27 protein-coding genes are annotated in these 23,543 nt (G+C 72.3%); 10 read left to right on the forward strand and 17 right to left on the reverse strand.

Annotated features, from left to right (window positions below; translation table 11 throughout):
- The first annotated feature begins 189 nt into the window (after window positions 1-189).
- The 3 genes from ACFYOB_RS31455 (at window position 190) to ACFYOB_RS31465 (ending at window position 3,370) form a co-directional block, all read left to right on the forward strand.
- Window positions 190-1,461, forward strand: a complete 1,272-nt coding sequence (locus ACFYOB_RS31455) for a magnesium transporter MgtE N-terminal domain-containing protein (RefSeq protein WP_376679390.1) — start codon at window positions 190-192, stop codon at window positions 1,459-1,461.
- A gap of 190 nt (window positions 1,462-1,651) precedes the next feature.
- Complete coding sequence (locus tag ACFYOB_RS31460; protein WP_388565884.1) at window positions 1,652-2,158, forward strand: DUF1003 domain-containing protein; 507 nt, start codon at window positions 1,652-1,654, stop codon at window positions 2,156-2,158.
- Between the two features lie 96 nt (window positions 2,159-2,254).
- Window positions 2,255-3,370, forward strand: coding sequence for an Mrp/NBP35 family ATP-binding protein (locus ACFYOB_RS31465; protein ID WP_388565887.1), 1,116 nt, complete (start codon window positions 2,255-2,257; stop codon window positions 3,368-3,370).
- Between the two features lie 68 nt (window positions 3,371-3,438).
- On the opposite strand, the gene ACFYOB_RS31470 is transcribed toward ACFYOB_RS31465, so the two are convergent.
- From ACFYOB_RS31470 to sigE, 5 genes are all read right to left on the reverse strand, one after another.
- Window positions 3,439-4,158: a hypothetical protein gene (locus tag ACFYOB_RS31470; RefSeq protein WP_388565623.1), complete on the reverse strand. Its 720-nt coding sequence runs from the start codon at window positions 4,156-4,158 to the stop codon at window positions 3,439-3,441.
- Between the two features lie 113 nt (window positions 4,159-4,271).
- A complete protein-coding gene (locus ACFYOB_RS31475) occupies window positions 4,272-4,706 on the reverse strand; it encodes a sec-independent translocase (protein ID WP_388565626.1) in 435 nt (144 codons plus the stop codon).
- Window positions 4,707-4,763: 57 nt separating this feature from the next.
- The gene (locus ACFYOB_RS31480; protein WP_388565628.1) at window positions 4,764-6,143 is read right to left on the reverse strand and encodes a S1C family serine protease; all 1,380 of its coding nucleotides are present in this window, start codon (window positions 6,141-6,143) and stop codon (window positions 4,764-4,766) included.
- 54 nt (window positions 6,144-6,197) lie between these two features.
- A complete protein-coding gene (locus tag ACFYOB_RS31485; protein WP_388565631.1) occupies window positions 6,198-6,893 on the reverse strand; it encodes a zf-HC2 domain-containing protein in 696 nt (231 codons plus the stop codon).
- On the reverse strand, window positions 6,890-7,666 hold the full coding sequence (gene sigE / locus ACFYOB_RS31490; RefSeq protein ID WP_388565633.1) for an RNA polymerase sigma factor SigE: 777 nt from the start codon (window positions 7,664-7,666) through the stop codon (window positions 6,890-6,892). The genes ACFYOB_RS31485 and sigE overlap by 4 nt, the downstream gene beginning before the upstream one ends.
- 179 nt (window positions 7,667-7,845) lie before the next feature.
- Here sigE and ACFYOB_RS31495 point away from each other — a divergent pair, with 179 nt between their 5' ends.
- Window positions 7,846-8,508, forward strand: coding sequence for an O-methyltransferase (locus ACFYOB_RS31495; RefSeq protein ID WP_388565636.1), 663 nt, complete (start codon window positions 7,846-7,848; stop codon window positions 8,506-8,508).
- A gap of 49 nt (window positions 8,509-8,557) precedes the next feature.
- On the opposite strand, the gene ACFYOB_RS31500 is transcribed toward ACFYOB_RS31495, so the two are convergent.
- Window positions 8,558-9,175, reverse strand: coding sequence for a hypothetical protein (locus ACFYOB_RS31500; protein WP_388565638.1), 618 nt, complete (start codon window positions 9,173-9,175; stop codon window positions 8,558-8,560).
- A 113-nt stretch (window positions 9,176-9,288) separates the two neighbouring features.
- Window positions 9,289-9,456: a DUF3117 domain-containing protein gene (locus ACFYOB_RS31505; protein WP_003966491.1), complete on the reverse strand. Its 168-nt coding sequence runs from the start codon at window positions 9,454-9,456 to the stop codon at window positions 9,289-9,291.
- A gap of 331 nt (window positions 9,457-9,787) precedes the next feature.
- On the opposite strand from ACFYOB_RS31505, the gene ACFYOB_RS31510 reads away from it, so the two are divergent.
- Window positions 9,788-10,591, forward strand: a complete 804-nt coding sequence (locus tag ACFYOB_RS31510; RefSeq protein WP_388565641.1) for an enoyl-CoA hydratase/isomerase family protein — start codon at window positions 9,788-9,790, stop codon at window positions 10,589-10,591.
- Between the two features lie 19 nt (window positions 10,592-10,610).
- Here the strand turns inward: ACFYOB_RS31510 and ACFYOB_RS31515 are convergent, their stop codons facing one another.
- Window positions 10,611-11,186, reverse strand: a complete 576-nt coding sequence (locus ACFYOB_RS31515; RefSeq protein ID WP_388565644.1) for a DNA-3-methyladenine glycosylase I — start codon at window positions 11,184-11,186, stop codon at window positions 10,611-10,613.
- On the reverse strand, window positions 11,183-11,536 hold the full coding sequence (locus ACFYOB_RS31520; RefSeq protein ID WP_388565647.1) for a DivIVA domain-containing protein: 354 nt from the start codon (window positions 11,534-11,536) through the stop codon (window positions 11,183-11,185). Before ACFYOB_RS31520 ends, ACFYOB_RS31515 begins: the two co-directional genes overlap by 4 nt.
- A 76-nt stretch (window positions 11,537-11,612) precedes the next feature.
- Here ACFYOB_RS31520 and folP point away from each other — a divergent pair, with 76 nt between their 5' ends.
- Entirely contained in the window at window positions 11,613-12,473 is an 861-nt protein-coding gene (gene folP, locus ACFYOB_RS31525) for a dihydropteroate synthase (RefSeq protein WP_388565650.1), read from the forward strand.
- 317 nt (window positions 12,474-12,790) lie between these two features.
- Here folP and ACFYOB_RS31530 read toward each other — a convergent pair whose 3' ends face one another.
- Both ACFYOB_RS31530 and dapE read right to left on the reverse strand, forming a co-directional pair.
- Window positions 12,791-13,558 carry a TIGR00730 family Rossman fold protein gene (locus ACFYOB_RS31530; RefSeq protein ID WP_388565652.1) on the reverse strand — a complete coding sequence of 256 codons (768 nt, stop codon included), beginning with the start codon at window positions 13,556-13,558 and terminating at the stop codon, window positions 12,791-12,793.
- A 64-nt stretch (window positions 13,559-13,622) separates the two neighbouring features.
- A complete protein-coding gene (dapE, locus tag ACFYOB_RS31535) occupies window positions 13,623-14,702 on the reverse strand; it encodes a succinyl-diaminopimelate desuccinylase (RefSeq protein ID WP_388565654.1) in 1,080 nt (359 codons plus the stop codon).
- Window positions 14,703-14,788: 86 nt separating this feature from the next.
- Between dapE and ACFYOB_RS31540 the strand changes: the two genes are divergently transcribed.
- Window positions 14,789-15,739 (forward strand): hypothetical protein, encoded by a 951-nt coding sequence (locus tag ACFYOB_RS31540; protein ID WP_388565656.1) that lies wholly within the window; start codon window positions 14,789-14,791, stop codon window positions 15,737-15,739.
- Between the two features lie 225 nt (window positions 15,740-15,964).
- On the forward strand, window positions 15,965-16,324 hold the full coding sequence (locus ACFYOB_RS31545; RefSeq protein WP_388565658.1) for an ATP-binding protein: 360 nt from the start codon (window positions 15,965-15,967) through the stop codon (window positions 16,322-16,324).
- Between the two features lie 71 nt (window positions 16,325-16,395).
- Here ACFYOB_RS31545 and dapC read toward each other — a convergent pair whose 3' ends face one another.
- Together dapC and fdxA are read right to left on the reverse strand one after the other, a co-directional pair.
- Window positions 16,396-17,514 carry a succinyldiaminopimelate transaminase gene (gene dapC, locus ACFYOB_RS31550; RefSeq protein ID WP_388565661.1) on the reverse strand — a complete coding sequence of 373 codons (1,119 nt, stop codon included), beginning with the start codon at window positions 17,512-17,514 and terminating at the stop codon, window positions 16,396-16,398.
- A gap of 107 nt (window positions 17,515-17,621) precedes the next feature.
- Window positions 17,622-17,951 carry a ferredoxin gene (fdxA, locus tag ACFYOB_RS31555; protein WP_030868357.1) on the reverse strand — a complete coding sequence of 110 codons (330 nt, stop codon included), beginning with the start codon at window positions 17,949-17,951 and terminating at the stop codon, window positions 17,622-17,624.
- A 117-nt stretch (window positions 17,952-18,068) separates the two neighbouring features.
- Here fdxA and ACFYOB_RS31560 point away from each other — a divergent pair, with 117 nt between their 5' ends.
- A complete protein-coding gene (locus ACFYOB_RS31560; protein WP_388565664.1) occupies window positions 18,069-19,055 on the forward strand; it encodes a GNAT family N-acetyltransferase in 987 nt (328 codons plus the stop codon).
- Window positions 19,052-19,846 (forward strand): tetratricopeptide repeat protein, encoded by a 795-nt coding sequence (locus ACFYOB_RS31565; protein ID WP_388565666.1) that lies wholly within the window; start codon window positions 19,052-19,054, stop codon window positions 19,844-19,846. Before ACFYOB_RS31560 ends, ACFYOB_RS31565 begins: the two co-directional genes overlap by 4 nt.
- Before the next feature lie 122 nt (window positions 19,847-19,968).
- Here the strand turns inward: ACFYOB_RS31565 and ACFYOB_RS31570 are convergent, their stop codons facing one another.
- Genes ACFYOB_RS31570 through ACFYOB_RS31585 form a run of 4 tightly spaced genes read right to left on the reverse strand, consistent with a single transcriptional unit; the run spans window position 19,969 to window position 23,426 of the window.
- Window positions 19,969-20,586 (reverse strand): DNA-binding response regulator, encoded by a 618-nt coding sequence (locus ACFYOB_RS31570; RefSeq protein WP_388565668.1) that lies wholly within the window; start codon window positions 20,584-20,586, stop codon window positions 19,969-19,971.
- Window positions 20,583-21,749 (reverse strand): sensor histidine kinase, encoded by a 1,167-nt coding sequence (locus ACFYOB_RS31575; protein WP_388565670.1) that lies wholly within the window; start codon window positions 21,747-21,749, stop codon window positions 20,583-20,585. The genes ACFYOB_RS31570 and ACFYOB_RS31575 overlap by 4 nt, the downstream gene beginning before the upstream one ends.
- Before the next feature lie 4 nt (window positions 21,750-21,753).
- A complete protein-coding gene (locus ACFYOB_RS31580; protein WP_388565673.1) occupies window positions 21,754-22,494 on the reverse strand; it encodes an ABC transporter permease in 741 nt (246 codons plus the stop codon).
- Window positions 22,491-23,426: an ABC transporter ATP-binding protein gene (locus ACFYOB_RS31585; protein WP_388565676.1), complete on the reverse strand. Its 936-nt coding sequence runs from the start codon at window positions 23,424-23,426 to the stop codon at window positions 22,491-22,493. Before ACFYOB_RS31585 ends, ACFYOB_RS31580 begins: the two co-directional genes overlap by 4 nt.
- Window positions 23,427-23,543: the final 117 nt, after the last annotated feature.

A 23,543-nucleotide genomic window follows, 5' to 3' on the forward strand; every position in this document is an offset into this window, starting at 1 on the left:
ATGCCGGCCGCTGTCGGCCAAGGCGTCGAGGTAGCGGCGGCCGCGTAAAGCCTGCTACCCGCCCGTGGGCTTACGGCCACCGGCCCCGCAGGGACCCCGGGCGGACCGCCCCACCAGGACGCTTGCCGCGGGCACGGGCTAGCCTGAGGGTCGGCAGGACTGTTGATTGACGCTCTAGGAGGCGCTCGGATGGCTGCAGGCGCCCCGCGGATCTTCGTCTCGCATCTGTCGGGTGTGCCCGTCTTCGACCCCAACGGCGACCAGGTCGGCCGGGTCCGCGACCTCGTGGCGATGCTGCGCGTCGGCGGACGCCCGCCGCGGCTGCTGGGCCTGGTGGTCGAGGTGGTCAGCAGGCGCCGGATCTTCCTGCCGATGACCCGGGTCACCGGCGTGGAGTCCGGGCAGGTCATCACCACCGGTGTCGTCAACATGCGGCGCTTCGAGCAGCGCCCCACCGAGCGGCTGGTCCTCGGTGAGCTGCTGGACCGCCGGGTGACGCTGACCGCGACCGGCGAGGAGGTCACCGTCCTGGACGTGGCCATCCAACAGCTGCCGGCCCGCCGGGACTGGGAGATCGACAAGATCTTCGTACGGAAGGGCAAGGGGGGCGCGCTGCGCCGCCGCGGCGAGACCCTGACCGTGGAGTGGTCCGCCGTCACCGGCTTCTCGCTGGAGGAGCACGGGCAGGGCGCCGAGAACCTGGTCGCGACCTTCGAGCAGATGCGCCCGGCCGACGTGGCGAACGTACTGCACCACCTGTCGCCGAAGCGCCGCGCCGAGGTGGCCAACGCCCTCGACGACGACCGGCTCGCGGACGTCATGGAGGAGCTGCCGGAGGACGAGCAGGTGGAGATCCTCGGCAAGCTGAAGGAGGAGCGCGCCGCCGACGTCCTGGAGGCGATGGACCCGGACGACGCGGCCGACCTGCTGTCCGAGCTGCCGGAGGACGACAAGGAGCGGCTGCTCACCCTGATGCAGCCGGACGACGCGGCCGACGTGCGGCGCCTGATGTCCTACGAGGAGCGGACGGCGGGCGGTCTGATGACCACCGAGCCGATCGTGCTGCGGCCGGACGCGACGGTCGCGGACGCGCTGGCCCGCGTACGGCAGGCGGACCTGTCGCCGGCGCTGGCGGCGCAGGTGTACGTGTGCCGGCCGCCGGACGAGACGCCGACGGGCAAGTACCTGGGCACGGTGCACTTCCAGCGGCTGCTGCGGGATCCGCCGTTCACGCTGGTCAGCTCGATCGTGGACACGGGCTTGGCGCCGCTGCGGCCGGACGCCTCGCTGCCGGTGGTGACCAGCTACCTGGCCGCGTACAACATGGTGGCCGTGCCGGTGGTCGACGAGAGCGGTTCGCTGCTGGGCGCGGTGACGGTGGACGACGTACTGGACCACCTGCTGCCGGACGACTGGCGCGAGACGGACTTCCACTCGGAGGAGGTCGTGGGTGGCCACTGAACGGGGGCGCGGCGATCAGTCGCGTGATCGGCGGCGCGAACAGATCCGGGAGCGGCGCGAGCAGGCTCGTCGGCAGGCGCGCGCGGACGGGCTGGCGGAGGCTGCCGCGGAGCGGGTTGAACGTTCCTCCTTCGAGCGCGGTGAGCGGGCGAAGGCCGGTCAGTTCGGCCAGTCGACGGGTTCGAGCGCGCTGACGCGTTCGCGGGCCCGGCTGGATCTGCCGCGCCCGGCGCGCCGGCGGCTGCTGCCGGAGTACGACCCGGAGGCGTTCGGGCGGCTGTCGGAGCGGGTGGCGCGGTTCCTCGGCACGGGCCGGTTCATCGTCTGGATGACGGTCGTCATCATCGTCTGGGTGCTGTGGAACATCTTCGCGCCGGACGACCTGCGGTTCGACCCGTACCCGTTCATCTTCCTGACGCTGATGCTGTCGCTGCAGGCCTCGTACGCCGCTCCGCTGATCCTGCTCGCGCAGAACCGGCAGGACGACCGGGACCGGGTCAACCTGGAGCAGGACCGCAAGCAGAACGAGCGCTCCATCGCCGACACCGAGTACCTGACGCGGGAGATCGCGGCCCTGCGGATGGGTCTGGGCGAGGTCGCCACGCGTGACTGGATCAGGTCCGAGTTCCAGGACCTGATCAAGGAGATGGACGAGCGGCGGCTATTCCCGCAGGAACGTGACGAAGGCGACCGCTGACGGGCTTACCTGAGCCGTGCTACCGAGCCGTACCATCGGGGCATGGCTACCGACACAACCTCCGCCGACGCCGCCGCAGTGCCTGAGCAGGACGAGATCCTCGATGCGCTGGCGACGGTGAACGACCCCGAGATCCACCGGCCGATCACCGAGCTCGGCATGGTGAAATCGGTGGAGATCGGCGACGGCGGCGCGGTCGCCGTCACCGTCTACCTGACGGTGTCGGGCTGCCCCATGCGCGAGACCATCACCAAGAACGTCACCGAGGCCGTCGAGCGGGTCGCGGGCGTCACCTCGGTCGCGGTCTCCCTCGACGTGATGAGCGACGAGCAGCGCAAGGAGCTGGCGAACAGCCTGCGCGGCGGGACCGCCGAGCGCGAGGTGCCCTTCGCCAAGCCGGGCTCGCTGACCCGGGTGTACGCGGTCGCGTCCGGCAAGGGCGGCGTAGGCAAGTCCTCGGTCACGGTCAACCTGGCTGCGGCGATGGCGGCGGACGGCCTGAAGGTCGGCGTGGTCGACGCGGACATCTACGGCCACAGCGTGCCGCGCATGCTCGGTGTGGACGGCCGCCCCACCCAGGTCGAGAACATGATCATGCCGCCGTCCGCGAACGGCGTGAAGGTCATCTCCATCGGCATGTTCACCCCGGGCAACGCGCCGGTGGTGTGGCGCGGGCCGATGCTGCACCGGGCCCTCCAGCAGTTCCTGGCGGACGTGTTCTGGGGCGACCTGGACGTGCTGCTGCTGGACCTGCCGCCGGGTACGGGCGACATCGCGATCTCCGTGGCCCAGCTGGTGCCGAACGCGGAGATCCTGGTCGTGACCACCCCGCAGCAGGCGGCGGCCGAGGTCGCGGAGCGGGCCGGCTCGATCGCCGTGCAGACCCACCAGAAGATCGTCGGCGTCGTCGAGAACATGTCGGGCCTGCCGTGCCCGCACTGCGACGAGATGGTGGACGTCTTCGGCTCGGGCGGTGGCCAGAAGGTCGCCGACGGGCTGACGAAGACGGTCGGCGCGACGGTGCCGGTGCTGGGCTCGATCCCGATCGACGTCCGGCTGCGCGAGGGCGGCGACGAGGGCAAGCCCGTCGTGCTGTCCGACCCGGACTCCCCGGCGGGCGCGGCCCTGCGGGCGATCGCGGGCAAGCTGGGCGGCCGCGCGCGCGGCCTGTCGGGCATGTCGCTGGGCATCACGCCGCGCAACAAGTTCTGATTCCCGTCCGCGTACGCGAAGGGGCGCCGCTCGTCGAGCGGCGCCCCTTCGCGTTGCCCGCGCGGCTGCTACTCGTACGCCGCCAGGTCGCCGATGACCGAGAAGCCGAGGCCGTACGCGCTCATGCCCCGGCCGTACGCACCGAGGTGCACCCCGCTGCTGGTGGACCCGGCGAGCACCCAGCCGAACTCCGACTCGCGGTAGTGGAACGGCGTCGGCTCCCCGTCCACCGGCAGCGACAGCGTCGACCAGTCCGGCCCCGCGAGATCGTCCGCGAGTTCCCACGCGGCCTCGGTCTGCTGGTCGAGCCAGTCGCTGCGCAGCGAGTGGTCCATCTGCCCGGGCCAGCTGTAGGCCAGCAGCCCCGACCCGGCCAGCCAGGCCGCCGAGGAGACCGAGGTGGCCTCCAGGGTGCCGGTGCCGTCGCCGCTGCGCCGGACCGGGTTGCTCGCGACGGTGACGACCACCGCGAAGCGCTCCTTCTCACCGGTGGCGATCTCGCCGCGGGCAGACGGCTCGTCGCCGTGGCCGGTGGACCCGTGCTCGACGGTGCCGTCGGCCCCGGTGCCGACCTGCATGAGCCAGCGGGGGCCGGTGAAGGCCTCGTCCAGCCCGTACCAGGGGAAGTCGGCCGCCAGGAACCCCTCGGCCGTCCGGCGGGCTGCCGGGACGGGAGCGGCGGCCTCCTGCGGCTGCGTGGTGGTCTGCGGTTCCTGCGCGGGTGCGGCGGCGTGGGCGGGCGTCTCGGCGGTCTGCGCCCCTACCCGACTACTGCTCGTCGTCTCCATCTGAGCGGCCTCTCGTTCCGTGGGGTCCGGAACGGCCCGCCCCCCGCGGGCGTCCTGGATCCGGACTCATGGAGGATAGCCATCCGACCCGCGATCGCCGGGCAGGTCGCGTGTCAGGTGGCGTCGGCGTCGAACCGGGCGCGCTGGTCGGAGGCGGGCGCGGCGGGCTTCTTCAGCAGATCGGGACCGGTGCCGTCGGCGGGCGTGGCGGCCGACGGGAGGTCGGTCTCCTTGCTGTTGACGGCGTCGGTGACGTCGTTCAGCTCCTTGCGGAGATCGAAGCTGCTGCGGAGCTCCTTGAGGTCCTCGTTCTCGGTCAGCTGCTTGCGCAGATAGGTCTTCGGATTCAGGTCCTCGAACTCGAAGTCCTTGAATTCCGGGCCGAGTTCGGAGCGGATGTCCTGCTTGGCACTGTCCGAGAACGCACGGATCTTCCGGATGACGCCCGTCACGTCCTGAATGACCTTGGGCAGTTTGTCCGGGCCGAAGACGAGAATGGCGAGCACCACGATCGTGACGAGTTCGAGTGCGCCTATGTCGTTGAACACCTTGCCGCTCCTCGGCTCTCTTCACTGCGGGCCCGGACACACGGTACCCCAGTGCTCCTAAGAGCCGTTTGCGGATCCGAGGACGACTTCGAGCGTCCGCTCGCGGCCCTCGCGGAGCACGGTGAGGGTCAGCGGGTCGCCCGGACGATGGGCCCTGATCTTGATGATCAGCTCGTCACCGCCGCGCACGCGCTGGCCGTCGACCTTGGTGATCACGTCGCCGGCCTTGACTCCGGCGCGCGCGGCCGGGCCGCCGGCGGTCACGGCCGGCTTGCCGTCCTCGCCCTTGTCCCCGACCCGGGCGCCGTCACCCGTGTACTGCATGTCCAGGGTGACCCCGATGACGGGGTGCGTGGCGCGGCCGGTGCGGATGAGCTCCTCGGCGACGCGCTTGCCCTGGTTGATCGGAATGGCGAAACCGAGCCCGATGGAGCCGCCCTGCCGCGCGGGATCGTCCTTGTCGGCGCCCCGGATCGCGCTGTTGATGCCGACCACGTGGGCCTTGGCGTCGAGGAGGGGGCCGCCGGAGTTCCCGGGGTTGATGGGCGCGTCGGTCTGGAGGGCGTCCACGTAGCTGATGTCGCTGCCGTCACCCTTGTCGCCGCCGGCGGTGACCGGCCGGCCGGTGGCGCTGATGATGCCGGCGGTGACGGTGTTGGACAGGTCGAACGGGGCCCCGATGGCCACCACCGGGTCGCCGACCTTCACGTTCTCGGAGTTCCCGAGGCTCAGCGGCTGGAGCCCCCGCACCCCGCTGACCTTGACCACGGCCAGGTCGTACCCGGAGTCGCGGCCCACCAGCTCGGCGGTGACGCTCTCGCCGGTGCTGAAGGTGACCGCTATCTCCTTGGCGTCGGCGACCACGTGGTTGTTGGTCAGGATGTGGCCCTGCTGGTCGAGTACGAAGCCGGTGCCGGTGCCGCTGCTCGACGCGCCCCGCACGTGCAGGGTGACCACGCCGGGGAGCGCCGTGGCCGCGATGCCCGCGACGCTCTCCGGTGCGCGGCCCTTGTCGGCGACGGCCGCCTGGGGCAGTTCCAGGCGGGTGCTGCTCTGCCGCTCGGCGAGCACGCCGAGGTACCCACCGATCCCGCCGGCCAGCAGGGCGGTAGCCGCGGCGAGGGCCGCGACCTGCCACAGCCGGAAGCCGGGGCCACGCCTGCCCCGGTCCACGGCGTGCAACGGCTGGTCGCCCCAGGGGTCGTAACGCACCGCGCGGACCGCCGCCTGCGCGTCGGCCCGGGCCTCGCCCTGGGCCTCGCCCTGGGCCTCGTCCTGGGCCTCGTCCTGGGGCGCGGGCCGGACTTCGTCCTGGGCTTCGCCGTCGGTCGCGCTTTCGGGCCGCGGGGAGGGGACCCCTTCGCGGCGCGCGTCCGTCGTGCCGTCGGGCCGGCTCCACCACTGTGGAGCCGGATCGGTCTGCTGCCTGTCGGCCATGGGCGCTCCCCGCGTACCTATCCGCATGTGCCGCAGATTCAACCAGGTCCCCCGTCAGCGCAGCAGCGAGACCGGGCGGGCCGAGCTCTGCGCGGAGGGGTGGAGCGGCGGGAGCGGGGTCGCGGCGGTGGACAGGAGGAGCGGTACCCCGGCGGGCGTGGGCGGCCGGTCGCGGACGGACGCGTCGGCCACGGACACGGCGGGGCCGGGCCTGGACACGGGTGAGGGCCCGGCCGGGTGCGTCGTACCCCGCAGGTTCGGGTCCGCTCCTTCCAGAGGCATCGCGCCGCCCAGCGCGATCGCGGCCAGCGACACGGCCCCGGCGGCGACGAAGGCGAACCGGCGGCGCGGACGGCCCACCTCGTGGATCCGGAAGCCTTCCTGGCGCGGCCCGGCGGACGTCGGCAGCGCGTACGCGAACGAGGCGAGCGGGTCGTTGCCGGAGCGGCCCGGGAGACCGGAGCTGCCGTCCTGACCCGCGGAGCCGGACGGTCCCGACGGCCCGTCGAGGCCGCCACCCGGCAGCCCTTGCAGCCGGGCCAGCAACCCGGCGGACAGCGGCGGCGGCGCGCTCTCCACGAACATGGTCTTCAGGCGGCGCTGGGCATCGGCCTCGGCCTTGCACTTGGCGCAGGTGGCCAGGTGGGCCAGGACCCGCTCGCGCACGTCGTGCGTCAGCTCGCCGTCCACCAGGGCGGCGAGCCGGTCACCCAGGTGCTGTTCGGCGGGGGACGGACTGACTCCGCTCACTCGGCTCCGCCCTCTCTCCCGGCGCCCGGCGCACCCACGGCCGCTCCGGCCAGCGCGCGCTGCTCGGCGCGGGCCGCGGGAGAGCGGTGCTTGAGCGCCTTGCGCAGGTGCGAACGGCCCCGGTGGATACGGCTGCGCACGGTACCGAGCTTCACGCCGAGCGTGGCGGCGATCTCCTCGTACGACAGGCCTTCGATGTCGCACAGCACCACGGCCGCGCGGAACTCGGGCGCGAGGGTGTCCAGCGCCTGCTGGACGTCTGCGTCGAAGTGCGTGTCGTGCAGGACCTGCTGCGGGGACGGCTCGCGGCTGGGCAGCCGCTCGGCGGCGTCGTCGGCGAGCGCGTCGAAGCGGATCCGCTGCTTGCGGCGGACCATGTCCAGGAACAGGTTCGTGGTGATGCGGTGCAGCCAGCCCTCGAACGTGCCGGGCGTGTACGTGGACAGCGAGCGGAAGACGCGGACGAAGACCTCTTGGGTCAGGTCCTCGGCATCGTGCTGGTTACCCGTCAGCCGGTAGGCAAGGCGGTAGACCCGCGCACTGTGCGTGCTGACGATCTCCTCCCATGAGGGAGGGGTCCACGCCTGGGAGCCCGCATCGGCGGCAAAGGTCGCGGTGGTTGCGGCGGCGGTGTGGAAGCTGTCAGCAATGTCGGTCACGGATTTCGGCTCACCCGCCGACCAGAAGAGGCGTCTGAACACGCCCCCACGATCCCCAGGCGCAGCCGCACCTCCCCTGTCGGCTCTGGTGGTGTCCAGTGGAGTCCCTACCATAGCCACCCCCTCTGTCAGCTCCGGATAAGCATTTTTGCAGTATCTTTACGCGAGTCTTAAGCCGCGGAGCGGTCCTGGACTGCCGATCTGCCCGGCACCGTCCCTTCTTATCCCGCCCACACCCTTCACAACGCCCGGTCCCATCTGCGGGTTCCCGACGTCAACGGATACAGTCACCGTTGCGCCAACTATGGGGACAGGAGAGGGTCATTACCGGCAACCGGCAGACGAGCTGGGCGTTCGCCGACGCGTTTGTCGCCGAGGACGACGCTCTGCGATGGGCCCGCGACCGGTCCAGGGAAGCGGGCCTGCGCTCCGTCTCTCCCGGCACCGGGGCCGCGCTGCGCCTGCTGGCAGCCACCGCGGACGCCAAGGCGGTCGCCGAGATCGGTACCGGAACCGGCGTCTCCGGCATCCACCTGCTCCACGGAATGCGCCCCGACGGGGTGCTGACCACGGTCGATCCCGAAGCGGACCGGCAGGCCTTCGCCCGCCAGGCCTTCCGCGCCGCGGGCTTCGCGGGCAACCGCGCGCGGTTCATCCCCGGCCGCGCACTCGACGTGCTCCCCCGCCTCGCCGACGGCGGGTACGACCTCGTCTTCTGCGACGGCGACCCGGCCGAATCCCTCGACTACCTTGCTGAATCGTTGCGCCTGCTGCGCCCCGGCGGGCTGGTGTGCTTCGAGGGAGTCTTCTCCGAAGGCCGTACGGTCGACTCCGCGGCCCAGCCGGTGGAGGTGCTGCGCGTCCGCGAACTGCTGCGCAGCGTCCGGGAGAGCCCCGCGCTGGAGGCCGCCCTGCTCCCGGTGGGCGACGGGCTGCTGTGCGCCGTGCGGCGCTGAGCCCCGCGCCGCATCCCCCGCCCGCCCCCGCGCACCCCGTACGCGCGTCTCAGCGCAACAGGGAGAAGGTGAGCGCCGCCGTACCGCCCAGGGCGGCGCCGGCGAGCAGTTGGGCGGCCGTGTGCGCCCGCAGGGCCAGTCGCGACCACCCGACGGCGGCGGCGATCAGCGCCGCGGGAAGCACGGACGGACCGAAGACGAGCGCCAGGATCATCACGGAGCCGCCGGCCACCGACATGTGGATGGATATCTGCCAGCCGATGGTGACCAGCAGGGACGACACGAGGCCGACGAGCATCGCCACGACGAGCGCGAAGACGTCCTCGGGGGCGTCGAGCGCGTACAGCAGGGTGATCCCTGCGCAGACGGAGACCAGGCTCAGGGCCATCGGGACCACGCGCTGGCGCCGTACGCGGATGTGCTGGTCGGTCAGCGCCCCGCGGCGGACCCCGAGCACGATGATCCCGATCGGGACCGCACCGCAGAACAGCGCGGCGAGCAGCCCCCAGCCGAGGCCGGACCACGAGGTGGTGCTGTGCCAGCCGATCAGCAGGAGGAGGGCGGCCACCAGGTTCGCCGGCGCCAGGACGTCGGAGAGGACCCGGGCCGCCTTCTGACGCGGCGTGCAGTCGGCGAAGGCGGGCGGCGCGGGCGGGGAGAACGTCACGGCGTGGCTCCGGAAGGGGATGGGGCGGCCTGGAGGACGACACAACGCTGCCCCGGCCGCAGATCGCGGTCGGGGCAGCGCAGGGAATGCAGAACGCAGATGGTGCCGACGATTCAGCCGACGACCTTCTTCAGGGCGTCACCCAGGGCGTCCGCCTCGTCCGGCGTCAGCTCGACGACAAGCCGACCGCCGCCCTCGAGCGGTACGCGCATGACGATGCCCCGCCCCTCCTTGGTGACCTCGAGCGGGCCGTCGCCCGTCCGCGGCTTCATGGCCGCCATGCTCGTTCCCCTTCCTGAAACCAGCTCATCGTCAGCCGACGGCCCCATTCAGGCGCCTAGTACCCGGCATCGAACACATTGCTTCCAAGCCATTATCCCGCATGTCAGGACCCGATGACCAACATCGCCCGTGAACGGTTGGGCAACTCGCTCGGCCAAAACCACTCATTTCGGGGACCCGCCTGCGATACTTCGCCGCCGCACCCCGCGAACCGCGTGCGCTTTCTTTGACGCACATCACATGTGCGCGTGCGCTCCGGTCCGCCATGCTGACCCTTGCACCGGCCGGTACCGGCTGGTAACCATTCCGCGACGAAGGGGTACCCCTCCCATGGCCGACAGCGTGCTCTACGAAGTGAACGACGGACTCGCGACCATCACGATCAACCGCCCGGACGCGATGAACGCCATGAACACCGAGGCCAAGGTCGCGCTGCGCGACGCGGTCCAGGCGGCGGCCGCGGACACCGCGGTACGGGCCGTCCTGCTCACGGCGGCCGGTAACCGGGCCTTCTGCGTGGGCCAGGACCTCAAGGAGCACGTCGGGAACCTGTCGTCGGACCGCGAGACCGGGACCTCGCTCACGATGAACACGGTCTCCGAGCACTACAACCCGATCGTCCGGGCGCTCACGGAGATGCCGAAGCCCGTGGTGGCCGGGGTGAACGGCGTCGCGGCCGGAGCGGGCTTCGGTTTCGCGCTGGCGGCGGACTTCCGGGTCGTCGCCGACACCGCGTCCTTCAACACCTCGTTCGCCGGGGTGGCGCTGACCGCCGACTCCGGGGTCTCGTGGACCCTGCCCCGTCTGATCGGCGCCTCCCGCGCCTCGGACCTGCTGCTCTTCCCGCGCTCGGTGAAGGCCCAGGAGGCGTACGAACTCGGCATCGTCAACCGCCTGGTCCCCTCGGACTCCCTGCACGCCGAGGCCGAGGCCGTGGCCCGCGCGCTGGCGTCCGGCCCCACGGTCGCCTACGCGGCCCTCAAGGAGTCCCTGGCGTACGGGGCCACCCACTCCCTCGCCGAGGCGCTGGAGCGCGAGGACGTCGTCCAGACCCGCGCCGGAGCCTCCGAGGACCACGCCATCGCCGTCCAGGCCTTCCTCGCGAAGCAGCCGCCGAAGTACCTCGGCCGCTGAGACCCCTCTCCCGCGAGGCTCAGGCCTCGCGGGAGGCGCAGTCGATCAGGTGGTCGTTGACCAGGCCGCAGGCCTGCATCAGGGCGTAGGCCGTGGTGGGGCCGACGAAGCGGATGCCCGCCTTCTTCAGAGCCTTGGCCAGGGCGGTGGACTCCGGCGTGACCGCCGGCACCTCGGTGACCGTACGCGGGGCCGGGCCCGGCTTCTCGGGGGCGTGGGACCAGATCAGGGCGTCCAGCTCGCCCGGCTCCCAGCCGGCCAGGACCTTCGCGTTGGCCAGGGTCGCCTCGATCTTGGCCCGGTTGCGGATGATCCCCTCGTCGGCGAGGAGCCGGTCGGTGTCCGCCGGCCCGAACTCCGCGACCTCCGCGATCCCGAACGAGGCGAAGGCCTTGCGGAACCCCTCCCGCCGCCGCAGGATCGTCAGCCAGGACAGCCCCGACTGGAAGGCCTCCAGACACAGCCGCTCGTACAGCGCGTCGTCGCCGTGTACGGGGCGGCCCCACTCGGTGTCGTGGTAGACGACGTACTCCTCCGTGGACAGCGCCCACGGGCACCGCAGCAGCCCGTCCGAGCCCGCCACCGTGCCGGTCACCGCTCACCGCCCTTGGTGAGGTCGACGCTCACGGCCCCGTCCGACGGGCCCGGGCGGGTGGCCGCAGCGGCCGTCAGCTGTGCGATCCGCGCGTCCCGCTCGGCCAGCTCGGCCGCCAGCCGCTCCAGTACGTCGTCCACCTCGGCCATCCGGTATCCGCGCGGCGCGACCGGCAGCCGCAGCGCGTCGATGTCCGCCCGGACGACGGGCCGGGTCTCCGGCAGCCCGTCGGCCACCCGGTCCGGCTCCGCTTCCGGCAGGACGGCCTCCGAGCCGCCGCCGATCACCGCCATGGTGACCGCTGCAACGACCACGACCAGCGCGATCATCAAGAAGAAGAACACGATCAACTCCCCTGAGAGACTCCGGCCACCAGGTTAAGGTCGCAGGCGAGGCGCGAGGGCCGCCGAAGGAGGAAAGAGAAGGATGCTGCGACTGGGCAGGCGCGAGTTCGACACCCACGAGCCGGTGATCATGGCCATCGTGAACCGGACTCCGGACTCCTTCTACGACCAGGGCGCGACGTTCCGCGACGAGCCGGCGCTGGACCGGGTCGAGCAGGCGGTCGCCGAGGGCGCCGCGATCATCGACATCGGCGGGGTCAAGGCGGGCCCGGGCGAGCACGTGGACGCGGCCGAGGAGGCGCGGCGCACGGTCGGCTTCGTGGCGGAGGTCAGGCGCCGCCACCCGGACGTGGTGATCAGCGTGGACACCTGGCGGCACGAGGTCGGCGAGGCCGTGTGCGAGGCCGGGGCGGACGTGCTGAACGACGCGTGGGGCGGGGTGGACCCCAGGCTGGCGGAGGTCGCGGCGCGCCACGGGGCCGGGCTGGTGTGCACCCACGCGGGCGGGGTCGAGCCCCGGACCCGGCCGCACCGGACCCAGTACGAGGACGTGGTGGAGGACATCCTGCGCGTCACGGTCGGCCTGGCGGAGCGGGCGGCCGCGCTGGGCGTCCGCCGGGACGCGATCATGATCGACCCGGGCCACGACTTCGGGAAGAACACCCGCCATTCCCTGGAGGCCACGCGCCGCCTGTCGGAGATGACCGACACCGGCTGGCCGGTCCTGGTCTCCCTGTCCAACAAGGACTTCGTCGGCGAGACCCTCGACAAGCCGGTCAAGGAACGCCTGCTGGGCACGCTGGCCACGACGGCCGTCTCGGCCTGGCTGGGCGCCCAGGTCTACCGCGTCCACGAGGTCGCGGAGACCAAGCAGATCCTGGACATGGTCCGCTCCATCCAGGGCCACCGCCCCCCGGCCGTCGCCCGCCGCGGGCTGGCCTGAGCCCATCGCCGGGCTCACACCTCGGCCCGTCCAGGGCGCGTACTGCCCCTACGGCGCCCGGCGTTCAAGGACCCCGGCGGCCACGTCACCGGCGTGACGCAGGAGCGCCCGGAGGCCCGCCGTGACAGGAGCCGCTCCGCGGCGTGGCGGTAGCGCGTCCCTGCGTCGAACCGGGAGCGGACGGCATCATGCGCCGGACCGCGCATGCACGGGTGCGAGCAAGGTCCTCGCGTTCGGGCAGTGACCCCCGGCCGCACCTGAGGCGAGAGCGCGCGGGCCCCCGGCGGTCGACCGCCGGGGGCTCGCGCAGCTCGGTCCTACTTGCCGACTTCCTTCGTCACCAGCGCGATCGCCTCGTCCACGTCGTCCGTGACGTGGAAGAGGTACAGGTCCCTCTCCGAGGCCTTGCCCTGCGCGATCACCGTGTTCTTCAGCCATTCGATCAGGCCGCTCCAGTACTGCGTGCCGAACAGCACGATCGGGAAGCGGGTGATCTTCTGGGTCTGGACCAGGGTCAGCGCCTCGAACAGCTCGTCCAGCGTGCCGAGGCCGCCGGGCAGGACCACGAAGCCCTGGCTGTACTTCACGAACATCGTCTTGCGGACGAAGAAGTACCGGAAGTTCAGCCCGAGGTCGACGTGCTGGTTGAGCCCCTGCTCGAAGGGGAGCTCGATGCCGAGCCCGACCGAGATGCCGTTCGCCTCGCGGGCGCCCTTGTTGGCCGCCTCCATCGCACCCGGACCGCCACCGGTGATCACCGCGAAGCCCGCGTCGACGAGCGCGCTGCCGATCCGCACCGCGGCGTCGTACTCCGGTGAACCGGCGGGCGTACGGGCCGAGCCGAACACGCTGATCGCGGGCGGCAGCTCGGCCAGCGTGCCGAAGCCCTCGATGAACTCCGACTGGATGCGCAGGACCCGCCAGGGATCGGTGTGCACCCACTCCGAGGGCCCGGCCGAATCCAGCAGCCGCTGGTCCGTCGTGCTGCCCGCCTTGATCTGGCTCCGCCTCCTCAGCACCGGCCCGAGCTGCTGCTCCTCGGGCCGGCGCTGAGCGTCCCCATCAGGATTACCGCGGTTGCCCATGACGTGCTCCCTCCTGCTGATCGTTGGATCAGATTAGGCGCACGAAGGTGACGGGAAGCGGAATTCAGGCGGTCAGCCAGGCACGGAGTCGTTCCTCGCAGTGCAGGATCGCCTTCGTCTCGACGCGCTCGTCGACCTTGTGGGCCAGCAGGGCGTCGCCCGGCCCGTAGTTCACCGCGGGGACGCCCAGCGCGCTGAAGCGGGAGACGTCCGTCCAGCCGAACTTGGGCATGGCGCGGCCGCCGACCGCCTCCATGAAGGCCGCCGCCGCCGGGTGCGAGAGACCGGGCAGCGCGCCGCCGGAGTGGTCGTCGACCACGAACTCGGCGACGCCGCAGTCCGCGAAGACCTCCCGTACGTGGGCCAGCGCATCGGCCTCGCTGCGGTCGGGGGCGTAGCGGAAGTTGACCGTGACCGTGCACGCGTCGGGGATGACGTTGTTGGCGACGCCGCCCTCGATGCGCACCGCGTTGAGGCCCTCGTGGTACTCCAGGCCGTCGATGACCGGCTTGCGGGGCTCGTACGCCGCCAGTCTGGCCAGGATCGGGCTCGCCGCGTGGATGGCGTTGGCGCCCATCCAGCTGCGCGCGGAGTGGGCGCGCTCGCCGACCGTGCGCAGCAGTACGCGCAGCGTGCCCTGGCAGCCGCCCTCGACCTCCGCGTTGGAGGGCTCCAGCAGGACCGCGAAGTCGCCGGTCAGCCAGTCGGGATGGGCCTCGGCGACCTTGCCGAGCCCGTTGAGGTCGGCGGCGACCTCCTCCTGGTCGTAGAAGACGAAGGTGAGGTCCCGGTTCGGCTCGGGGACGGTCGCCGCGATGCGCAGCTGTACGGCGACACCGGACTTCATGTCGGTCGTGCCGCAGCCCCACAGGACGTCGTTCTCGTCGAGGCGGGAGGGGACGTTGTCGGCGATCGGAACGGTGTCGAGGTGGCCTGCGAGTACGACGCGCTCGGCGCGGCCGAGGTGCGTGCGGGCGACGACGTTGTTGCCGAAACGGTCCACGGTGAGGTGCGGAAGGGCCCGCAGCGCGTGTTCCACGAGGTCGGCGAGTACCTTCTCGTCGCCGCTCACGGAGGGAATGTCGACGAGCCGGGCGGTCAGCTCGGCGGCGTCCTGGGTGAGGTCCAGCTCGGATTCGGGCATGGACCGACCCTAACGCCCCGGGCACGGGGGCAGCCTCGGACGTCCGGCCGCTGGACGCGTCATATGGCTCAAGTACGGTGGGCCGCGTGCCCGAGAACCGTGATCCTCGCCCCCGTCGCCGCAGGCCGCTCCGTACGGCCGTGGGTCTGCTCGTGCTGTTCGCGGTGATCGGCTATTTCGCCGTCCAGCGGTACTCCAACGGCGGCGTCGGCGCCCCGCACTGCACGGCCGCCGCGTCCGGCGGCGGCGAGCAGGAGTACGAGATGACCCCGGAACAGGCGGCGAACGCGGCGACGATAGCCGCCGTCGGCATCTCCAAGGGGCTGCCGGACCGGGCGGTGACCATCGCGCTGGCGACCGCGATGCAGGAGTCGGCGCTGCGCAATCTCGACCACGGCGACCGGGATTCGCTGGGGTTGTTCCAGCAGCGGCCCTCGATGGGCTGGGGCACGCCGGAGCAGATCATGGACCCCGTGTACTCGGCCGGGATCTTCTACGAACACCTCGCGGACGTTCCGGGGTATTCGCGGATGCCGCTGACGGTGGCCGCGCAGAAGGTGCAGCGCAGCGGCTTCCCGCAGGCGTACGCGAAGCACGAGTCGGACGCGACGGTGCTGACGGCGGCCTTCGGCGAGAGCGGCACGCTGTCCTGCGCGGGCCCCGCGCCGCAACACGGCGATCCGCAGAAGGTGAGGGACGAGCTGGTACGCGCCTTCGGCAAGGAGGTCCTGGGCACTGGCGGAAACGGTGCGCCTGCCGGCCGGACGGCCCCGGGCGGGGCCCCGGAGCCCGAGATCACCCTGCGGCTGAAGCAGGACGGCGGCCCGGGTGAGGCGCGCCGCGGCCGGGCGTTGGCGCACTGGGCGGTGGCCCGGTCGCACGAGCTGGGCATCGCCCGGGTCTCGTACGCGGGCAAGGGCTGGACCGGCGGGCAGGCCCGGGGCGAGTGGCAGCGCAAGGGCGGGAGCGGCACGTCCGGCAACGGCGGTCCGGAAGGCTCCTCCGCCGACGAGGTGCGGATCTTCATCGCCCGCTGAGGCGCGGGCAGACGTACGAGTGATCACTCCTGCGGGGGTGATCGAAAGACCCGGCCGCGAGGGTCCCGGAAGCACAGAAGGCCTGGTGGGCGGGCATCCAATGCGCTTGTCGCGGAAGCCGATTAAACGATGCGTTACAGATCCTTTACCCACCGGATCCGCAACTCCACCCGCCCCACGAGCGGTTGTACAAGGCGTACTCAGCCGCTACCGCTTAGGAGCAACATGTCTCTCCCCCTGACCCGTCGGATCGCCCGTGCCGCGCTGCTCGTCGCAGCCGGGGCAGCGCCCGTGGTCGGTGCCGCCGGCGCGGCCAGCGCCGCCGGTCTGGAGTCCGTGCCGCAGCTGGGCGCACTGACCGCCCCGGACGCCGCCGACGCCTCGGCCGTGACCGGTGCCGCCACGGAAACCGCGGGTGCTGCGACCGAGGCCCTGCCGGCCGCCGCCCCCGCCGCCGACGTGGCCGGTAAGGCGACCGGACTGCTCGGCGGGCTCCCCGCCGCGCCGCAGCTGCCGCTGGCCGGCGGCGGGCTGCCCGGTGGCCTGCCGGGCGGTCTGCCCGGTGGTCTGCCGCTGGGCGGCTGATCTGCCGCGGGAAACACCGAAGGGGCCGGGAGCACGAACTCCCGGCCCCTTCGGGCTGTTCGAGGACGTCCTCAGCCGAGGCGCTTGACCGCCGCCTCGACGCGCTCGTCGGTGGCGGTGAAGGCCACGCGCACGAACCGGGCGCCCGCCTCGCCGTAGAAGTCGCCCGGCGCGACCAGGATACCCAGGCCCGCGAGGTAGGCGACCGTCTCCCAGCAGGGCTCGTCCCGGGTCACCCAGAGGTAGAGGCTCGCCTCGCTGTGCTCGACGCGGAAACCGTGCGCCTCCAGGGCGCCTCGCAGCGCCGCGCGGCGGGCGGCGTAGCGGCCGCGCTGCTCCTCGACGTGCGCGTCGTCGCCGAGCGCCGCGACGGTGGCCGCCTGCACCGGGGCGGGGGTCATCATGCCGCCGTGCTTGCGGATCTCCAGCAGTTCGCCGAGCACGTCCGCGTCGCCGGCGACGAACGCCGCCCGGTAGCCGGCCAGGTTGGACCGCTTGGAGAGCGAGTGGACGGCGACGAGGCCCTCGTACGAGCCCCCGCACACGTCGTCGTGGAGGACGGAGACGGGCTCGGCCTCCCAGCCCAGCTCCAGGTAGCACTCGTCGCTGAAGACCAGGATCCCGTGCTCGCGCGCCCAGGCCACGATCCGGATGAGTTCCTCCTTGGCGAGGACCTGCCCGGTGGGGTTGGACGGGGAGTTGAGCCACAGCAGCTTCACGCCGGCCGGGTCGAGCTCGCTCCCCGCGGGGTCACTCGCAAATGTCTCGGCGTCGTAGACGACGGCCTCGGCCCCGCACAGCCGCGCACCGACCTCGTACGTCGGGTAGGCGAGCCGGGGGTAGGCGACCTTGTCCCCGGCTCCGAGGCCCAGCTGGGTCGGCAGCCAGGCCACCAGCTCCTTGGAGCCGACGACCGGCAGGATGTTGCGGTGCCCGGCGGCGCTCGCGCCGAGGCGCCCGCGCACCCAGCCGGTGATCGCGTCGCGCAGGGCGGGCGTGCCCCACACGGTCGGGTAGCCCGGGGAGTCCGCGGCGCCGATCAGGGCGCGCTGGATCAGCTCCGGCACCGGGTCCACGGGCGTGCCGACCGACAGGTCGACGATGCCGTCCGCGTGGGCCGCCGCCGTCGCCTTGTACGGCTCCAGCTTGTCCCAGGGGAAGGCGGGAAGACGGTCGGATACTGCGGCCACGGTGGTCTCTGCTCTCTCTGGGTGCTGGACGCGAAGGTCGGGAAACACCTCGGTCCCGTGCGGCGGGCAGGCCGTACGGGACCGAGTGGCGCTTGTGCCGCGAACCCTCAGTGAGACGGGTTGATGTCGGCGGGCAGCGCCGCGATGAAGGGGTGGTCGCGCTCGATCAGGCCGAGCTTGGAGGCACCACCGGGCGAACCGAGCTCATCGAAGAACTCGACGTTCGCCTTGTAGTAGTCCTTCCACTCCTCCGGAGTGTCGTCCTCGTAGAAGATGGCCTCGACCGGGCAAACCGGCTCACAGGCACCACAGTCGACGCACTCGTCCGGGTGGATGTACAAGGACCGCTGGCCCTCGTAGATGCAGTCGACCGGGCACTCTTCGATGCATGCCTTGTCCTTGACGTCGACACAAGGCTCCGCGATGACGTAGGTCACGCTCTCGTTCCTCCTCGGTAGGGCTTTCCATATCGCGCGGGAGCGCGGCGTCGTCGATGCCCGCACCTAGTATCTCCGTTCCCGGGCACGATCCGAACAGGAGGGGCGTACAGAGCTGTGGAAATCACCGCCGGTGGGCTGCTGGAAGTCCGTATTACCCCAGCTGACGTGGGTAAACGAGTCTCTGTACGACGGGTGGAGCGCGGCCGGAGCGGGGCGCCGGAGTACGCGGACGCGGTAGGGGTTCTCACATCCTGGAACGAGGGTGTGCTGCTGATCACACGAAAGAACGGCGAGACCGTCCGGATCGCGGAATCCTCGCTGGTCGCGGGCAAGGTCGTGCCGCCCGCGCCGGCCCGCCGACGGGGTCCGGCGGCCTCTTTCGAGGAGCTCTCGCGGGTCGGGGCGCGGTCCTGGCAGCCGCTGGAGAGCGAGCGGCTGGGCGAGTGGACGCTGCGGGCGGCCGCCGGATTCACCCGGCGGGCCAATTCGGTGCTGCCGCTCGGCGATCCCGGGATACCGCTGGACGATGCACTCGCGCGGGTGACCTCCTGGTACGCGGAACGAGGACTTCCGGCGTACGTGCAGGCCGCGACGGGGGCGGTCGGCACCCAGGAGCTGCTGATCGCGGAGCTGGAACGGCGCGGCTGGGCGGCCGAGGTGTCGGCGGAGGTACGGATCGGGGCGCTCGCGCCGGTGGGTGACGTGGACGCTCCCGCCGCCGGGGACGTACGTCTGAGGCGCGTCCCGGACGAGGAGTGGCTGGGGCGCTACGGGAAGGTCGGCGACCCGGATGTGGCCCGGCGGGTGCTGACCGAGGGCCCGTCGGTGTGGTTCGCGGCGCTGCCCGGGGGCCGGGCGATCGGGCGGTGCGTGGTGGACGGCCGGTGGGCCGGTTTCGCGGCGGTGACGGTGGACCCCGCGCACCGGCGGGAGGGTCTGGCGACGGCGGTGATGGCGGCGCTGGCGCGGCGGGCGCTGGAGGAGGGCGCGTCGGCGGCGTGGCTCCAGGTGGAGACGGACAATCCGGGGGCGCTGGCCCTGTACGACGGGCTGGGCTTCGCGCCGCACCACACGTACCACCACTACCGGGCGGCGGCGTGACTCCGGCGGACCGGCGGGAGCGGTTCGCGGAGGAAGCGCGGTCGGAGCGGCCGGACCTGGCGCTGCTGTGCCTGCTGGTGGCGGCGGAGGCCGACCCGGAGGTGGACGAACGCGCCATGGACTGGGCACAGATCGAGCTGGACCGGCTGGCCGGGATGCTGCCGTACGGGCTGCGCGGCGGGCGGGCGTGGGCCTCGGCGGTGACGGAACTGCTGGGCGGACGCCTCGGTTTCCACGGCACCCCGGCGGACTACGACCGGCTGTCGTCCTCGCTGCTGCACGAGGTGCTGCGGCGTCGGCGGGGGCTGCCGATCCTGTTGTCGGTGGTGTGGCTGGAGGTCGCCCGGCGGGCGGGTGCGCCGGTGTACGGGCTGGGGCTGCCGGGGCACTTCGTGGTGGGCTTCGGGGACCCGGAGGAGGGCGTGGTGGTCGACCCGTTCGCGGGCGGCGCGTCCTTGGGCGCGGGGCCGGCGGAGCTGGCGGAGGGGCCGCGTACGCCGGCCCGCACGCTCGACATCGTGCTGCGGATCCTGAACAACATCCGGGCGTGGGCCTCGGTCCGGCCGGAGCAGTCGGGGGTCGCGCTGTGGGCGGTGGAGCTGTCGCTGCTGCTGCCGTCGCATCCGGCGTCGCTGCGGTTCGAGCGGGCGCGGCTGCTGGTGGAACGGGGTTCCTTCCAGGAGGGCGCGGCCGAGCTGGAGGCGTACGCCGATGTGGTGGCGGCGGTGGATGCCGATGCGGCGGCCCGTATCCGCGCCGAGGCCGTCTCCGCTCGCGCTCTGCTGAACTGAGCCCTGGCTCCGGCCCCGGCCCGGCCCCGGCCCGGGGCCCCCGCGCGGCTCGAAGACCTGGGGCTCCGCCCCGGACCGCGCGCCTCGCACGCCGGCGGGGCTGGATCTTGGCGGAGCCCCGGTCAGAGCCAGCCCTTTTCGCGGGCCGTGCGGACGGCTTCGGCGCGGTTGCGGGCCGCGAGCTTCTGGATCGCCGTCGAGAGGTAGTTGCGGACCGTGCCCTGGGACAGGTGGAGGCGGGCCGCCACTTCCGCGTTCGTCGCGCCCGACTCAGCCGCCCGCAGGACCTCCCGCTCCCGGTCCGTCAGCGGGTTCGCGCCCTCCGCCAGGGCCGCTGCCGCCAGCGTGGGGTCGATGACGCGCTCCCCCGCCAGGACCTTGCGTACGGCGGCCGCCAGCTGCGCGGCCGGCGCGTCCTTGACCAGGAACGCGGAGGCGCCCGCCTCCATCGCCCCCCGCAGGTAGCCGGGGCGGCCGAAGGTGGTCAGGATGACGATCCTGATCGCGGGGTGGGCGGCCCGCAGGGCCGCGGCCGCCTCGATGCCCGTCATGCCCGGCATCTCTATGTCCAGCAGCGCGACGTTCACGTCGTGCGCGCCCGCCGCCGTCACCACCTCGTCGCCGCGGGCGACCTGGGCCAGTACCTCGATGTCCGGTTCCAGGCCGAGGAGGGCGGCGAGGGCCTCGCGGACCATCGACTGGTCCTCCGCCAGGAGGATGCGGATGGGGCGTGAGGTCATGATCCTGATCCTAGGTCCAGCGGGACACGGGCCGTGAGGGCGAAGCCGGTCTTTCCGGCCGGGCCGGCCGACAGGGTGCCGCCGACCGCCTCCAGGCGTTCGGTCAGGCCCGTCAGGCCGTTGCCGGGCAGGCCCAGGCCGCCCGTGCCGTCGTCCGACACCGTCAGCTCGGCCACCGGGCCGGCGAGCGTCTGGCGGGTCTCCAGCGTGACCCGGCAGCGTTTGGCCCCGCTGTGGCGGACCACGTTGGTCACCGCCTCGCGCAGCGACCACGCCAGCGCCGACTCCGCCTCTTCCGGAAGCCCGTCCTCCGGCCCCGTCGGGATGTCCGCCACCACGCCCGCCGCGGCCAGCGCGGTCCGGGCGCCCGCGAGTTCGCCGGGCAGGGTGGGCCGCCGGTAACCGCTCACCGCTTCGCGTACGTCGACCAGCGCCTGCCTGCTGACCCGCTCGATGTCCGCCACCTGCTGGGCGGCGGCCTCCGGCTGTCCGGGCAGCATGCGGCCCGCCAGCTCGCTCTTCAGCGTGATCAGCGACAGCGAGTGGCCCAGCAGGTCGTGCAGGTCGCGGGCCAGCCGCAGGCGCTCCTCGTTGGCCGCGAGCTGCGCCACCGTGGCCCGGGCCTGGCGCAGTTCGACGGTGGTCCGGATCATCGCCCGGACGCCGACCATCGCGAAGCCGCCCATCAGGGCCGGGATCAGCAGGCCCGCCAGGTAGTCGTCCCCGCCCGGCACCGCGAAGGCCGTGGCCGTCATCAGTGCGGTCGCGCCCGGGACCGTCCAGCGGGAGATCTCCCCGGGCAGCGCGGCGCCGGAGGAGATGGACACGTAGACGAAGAGCACGAGCCATTCGCGGCCCAGCGTCAGCGACAGGACCGTGGCCTGGGCGGAGAGCACCGCCAGCGAGACCAGGACCCGGCGTACCGCCATCTGCCGGACGGTGCGGAAGACCAGCACCAGGTACCAGGCGACGAAGGCCGCGAGGCCCAGGCCGCCGAGCAGCCGGACCCCGGTGCTGTGTCCGCCGTGGATCAGGTCGCTGACGGGCGCGCTCAGGTAGAAGAGCCAGATGCTGATCCAGAGCGCCTTCACCAGCTTCTGGCGGCGGTTCTCCGGCGGCTTGCCGATCGCCGTGCGGTCGTCGTCCTCCTGCGTCAGCGCCACTGGTTCATGCCTTCATCGAGTCCTTGCGGTACAGCCAGGCGGCGGCACCGGTGAACAGTACGAAGTACACGGCGAGGGTCGCCACGTCCTTGGCCTGGGGCGCCCCGCCGAGCTCGATGGCCTGGCCGAGGCCCGCGTAGGCGTGGGTGGGGAGCCAGCTCGCGATGGTCTGGAGCCACTGCGGGAAGTTCGTGGTGGGCATCCACAGGCCGCCGAGGATCGACAGGCCGAAGTAGAAGAGCATCGTGATGGGGCGGACGTTGTCCCCGCTCGCCAGGTATCCGATCGCGACGCCGAGCGCGGCGAAGACGAGGCTGCCGGCCCAGATCGCGCCGGTGAGGGCGAGCCACTGCCAGGCGGCGAACCGTACGTCCTTCGCGGCGGCCGCCACCGCGAAGACGATCAGGATGGACGGGAGCGAGAGCACGCCCGCGCCGGCGGTCTTGGCGAGGACGTAGCCGCGGCCGGGCAGGGCGGTCAGCCGGAGCTGGCGGACCCAGCCCTGCTCGCGCTCCTTGGCGATGCGCTCGCTGTTGCCCATCAGGACGGCGGTCAGGGCGCCGAAGGAGGCCATGGCGACCATGTAGAAGGCGGGCATGGTCAGTTCGGTGCCCATGACCTTCGTCGTGCCGTCGAGGGTGCCACCGAGCATCAGGAAGAGGGCGGCCGGGTAGAGAACGGTGAAGAAGAGGTACTTCTTGTTGCGCAGGGCCCGGGTTATTTCGAGCTTGATCAGGGCGTTCACTTCGAGGCCTCCTCGGTGAGGGCGATGAAGGCCTGTTCCAGGCCGAGGCCCGCGACCTCCAGGTTGCGGGGGTAGAGCCCGAGCGCGTAGACGGCGTGCACGGTCGCGTCGGCGTCGCGGGACTGGAGCCGCACGGTCGCGCCGTGCCGCTCGTAGGCGGTGAGGGCGGGCAGGGCGCGGAGCATCTGCTCGTCCACCGGGTCCTGGGCGTCCAGGTCGAAGGAGATCTTCCGGGCGCCCGCCCGGGCCTTGATCTCGGCGGCGGTGCCGTCGGCCAGCAGCCGGCCCTTGTTCAGCACCAGCACCCGGTCGGCGATCGCGTCCGCCTCTTCCAGGTAGTGCGTGGCGAACAGGACGGTGCGCCCCTGGGCGGCCTGCTCCCGCATGGTGGCCCAGAAGGCCTGGCGGGAGGTCACGTCCATGCCGGTGGTCGGCTCGTCCAGCACGATCAGGTCGCCCTGTCCGGCGGTGGCGAGGGCGAAGCGGACGCGCTGTTCCTGGCCGCCGGAGAGCTTGTTGACCATCCGGTCGGCGATGCCGTCGACTCCGGCGCGGGTCAGCACCTCGTCGACCGGGTACGGGCGGGGGTGCAGGGAGCAGCCGAGGGCGACGATTTCACGCACGGTCACTTCCTCCATCAGGCCGCCGCTCTGGAGCATCGCGCCGACGCGGCCGGCGGCGACGGCCTCGCGCGGGGTGGTGCCGAAGAGCCGGACGGAGCCGGAGTCCGCGGGGCGCAGGCCGAGCAGGAGGTCGAGGGTGGAGGATTTTCCGGCGCCGTTGGGGCCGAGGAGTGCGACGGTCTCGCCCGGGTGGAGTGAGAGGGAGAGGCCGTCGACGGCCCGGACGGTGCCGTAGCTCTTGGTCACGTTCTCGAAGCTCACCACGGTGTCGGTGGCGGGCTTCGCGGTGCGTGTCGCGGTCGTCGTCATGGCTCAAGATTCGCCCGCGAGGGGTCTCGCGCGGCAGTGCCGACCGTCGTGGGTGCCGCATGACGGATGTCATGCGACGGACATGACGGTGCCCCCGCCCGGGTGGGGGCGGGGGCA

The sequence above is a fragment of the Streptomyces sp. NPDC006463 genome, from assembly GCF_042870715.1.
Taxonomy (GTDB): Bacteria; Actinomycetota; Actinomycetes; order Streptomycetales; family Streptomycetaceae; genus Streptomyces.

Coding starts and splice junctions, on each gene's coding strand:
- folP (WP_388565650.1), top strand. CDS start 11,613: ATGCTGCGACTGGGCAGGCGCGAGTTCGACACCCACGAGCCGGTGATC.
- ACFYOB_RS31455 (WP_376679390.1), top strand. CDS start 190: ATGGCTGCAGGCGCCCCGCGGATCTTCGTCTCGCATCTGTCGGGTGTG.
- dapE (WP_388565654.1), bottom strand. CDS start 14,702: ATGCCCGAATCCGAGCTGGACCTCACCCAGGACGCCGCCGAGCTGACC.
- ACFYOB_RS31480 (WP_388565628.1), bottom strand. CDS start 6,143: ATGGCCGACAGGCAGCAGACCGATCCGGCTCCACAGTGGTGGAGCCGG.
- ACFYOB_RS31570 (WP_388565668.1), bottom strand. CDS start 20,586: ATGACCTCACGCCCCATCCGCATCCTCCTGGCGGAGGACCAGTCGATG.
- ACFYOB_RS31585 (WP_388565676.1), bottom strand. CDS start 23,426: ATGACGACGACCGCGACACGCACCGCGAAGCCCGCCACCGACACCGTG.
- ACFYOB_RS31470 (WP_388565623.1), bottom strand. CDS start 4,158: ATGGAGACGACGAGCAGTAGTCGGGTAGGGGCGCAGACCGCCGAGACG.
- ACFYOB_RS31505 (WP_003966491.1), bottom strand. CDS start 9,456: ATGGCGGCCATGAAGCCGCGGACGGGCGACGGCCCGCTCGAGGTCACC.
- ACFYOB_RS31530 (WP_388565652.1), bottom strand. CDS start 13,558: ATGGGCAACCGCGGTAATCCTGATGGGGACGCTCAGCGCCGGCCCGAG.
- ACFYOB_RS31510 (WP_388565641.1), top strand. CDS start 9,788: ATGGCCGACAGCGTGCTCTACGAAGTGAACGACGGACTCGCGACCATC.
- sigE (WP_388565633.1), bottom strand. CDS start 7,666: ATGGTAGGGACTCCACTGGACACCACCAGAGCCGACAGGGGAGGTGCG.
- ACFYOB_RS31545 (WP_388565658.1), top strand. CDS start 15,965: ATGTCTCTCCCCCTGACCCGTCGGATCGCCCGTGCCGCGCTGCTCGTC.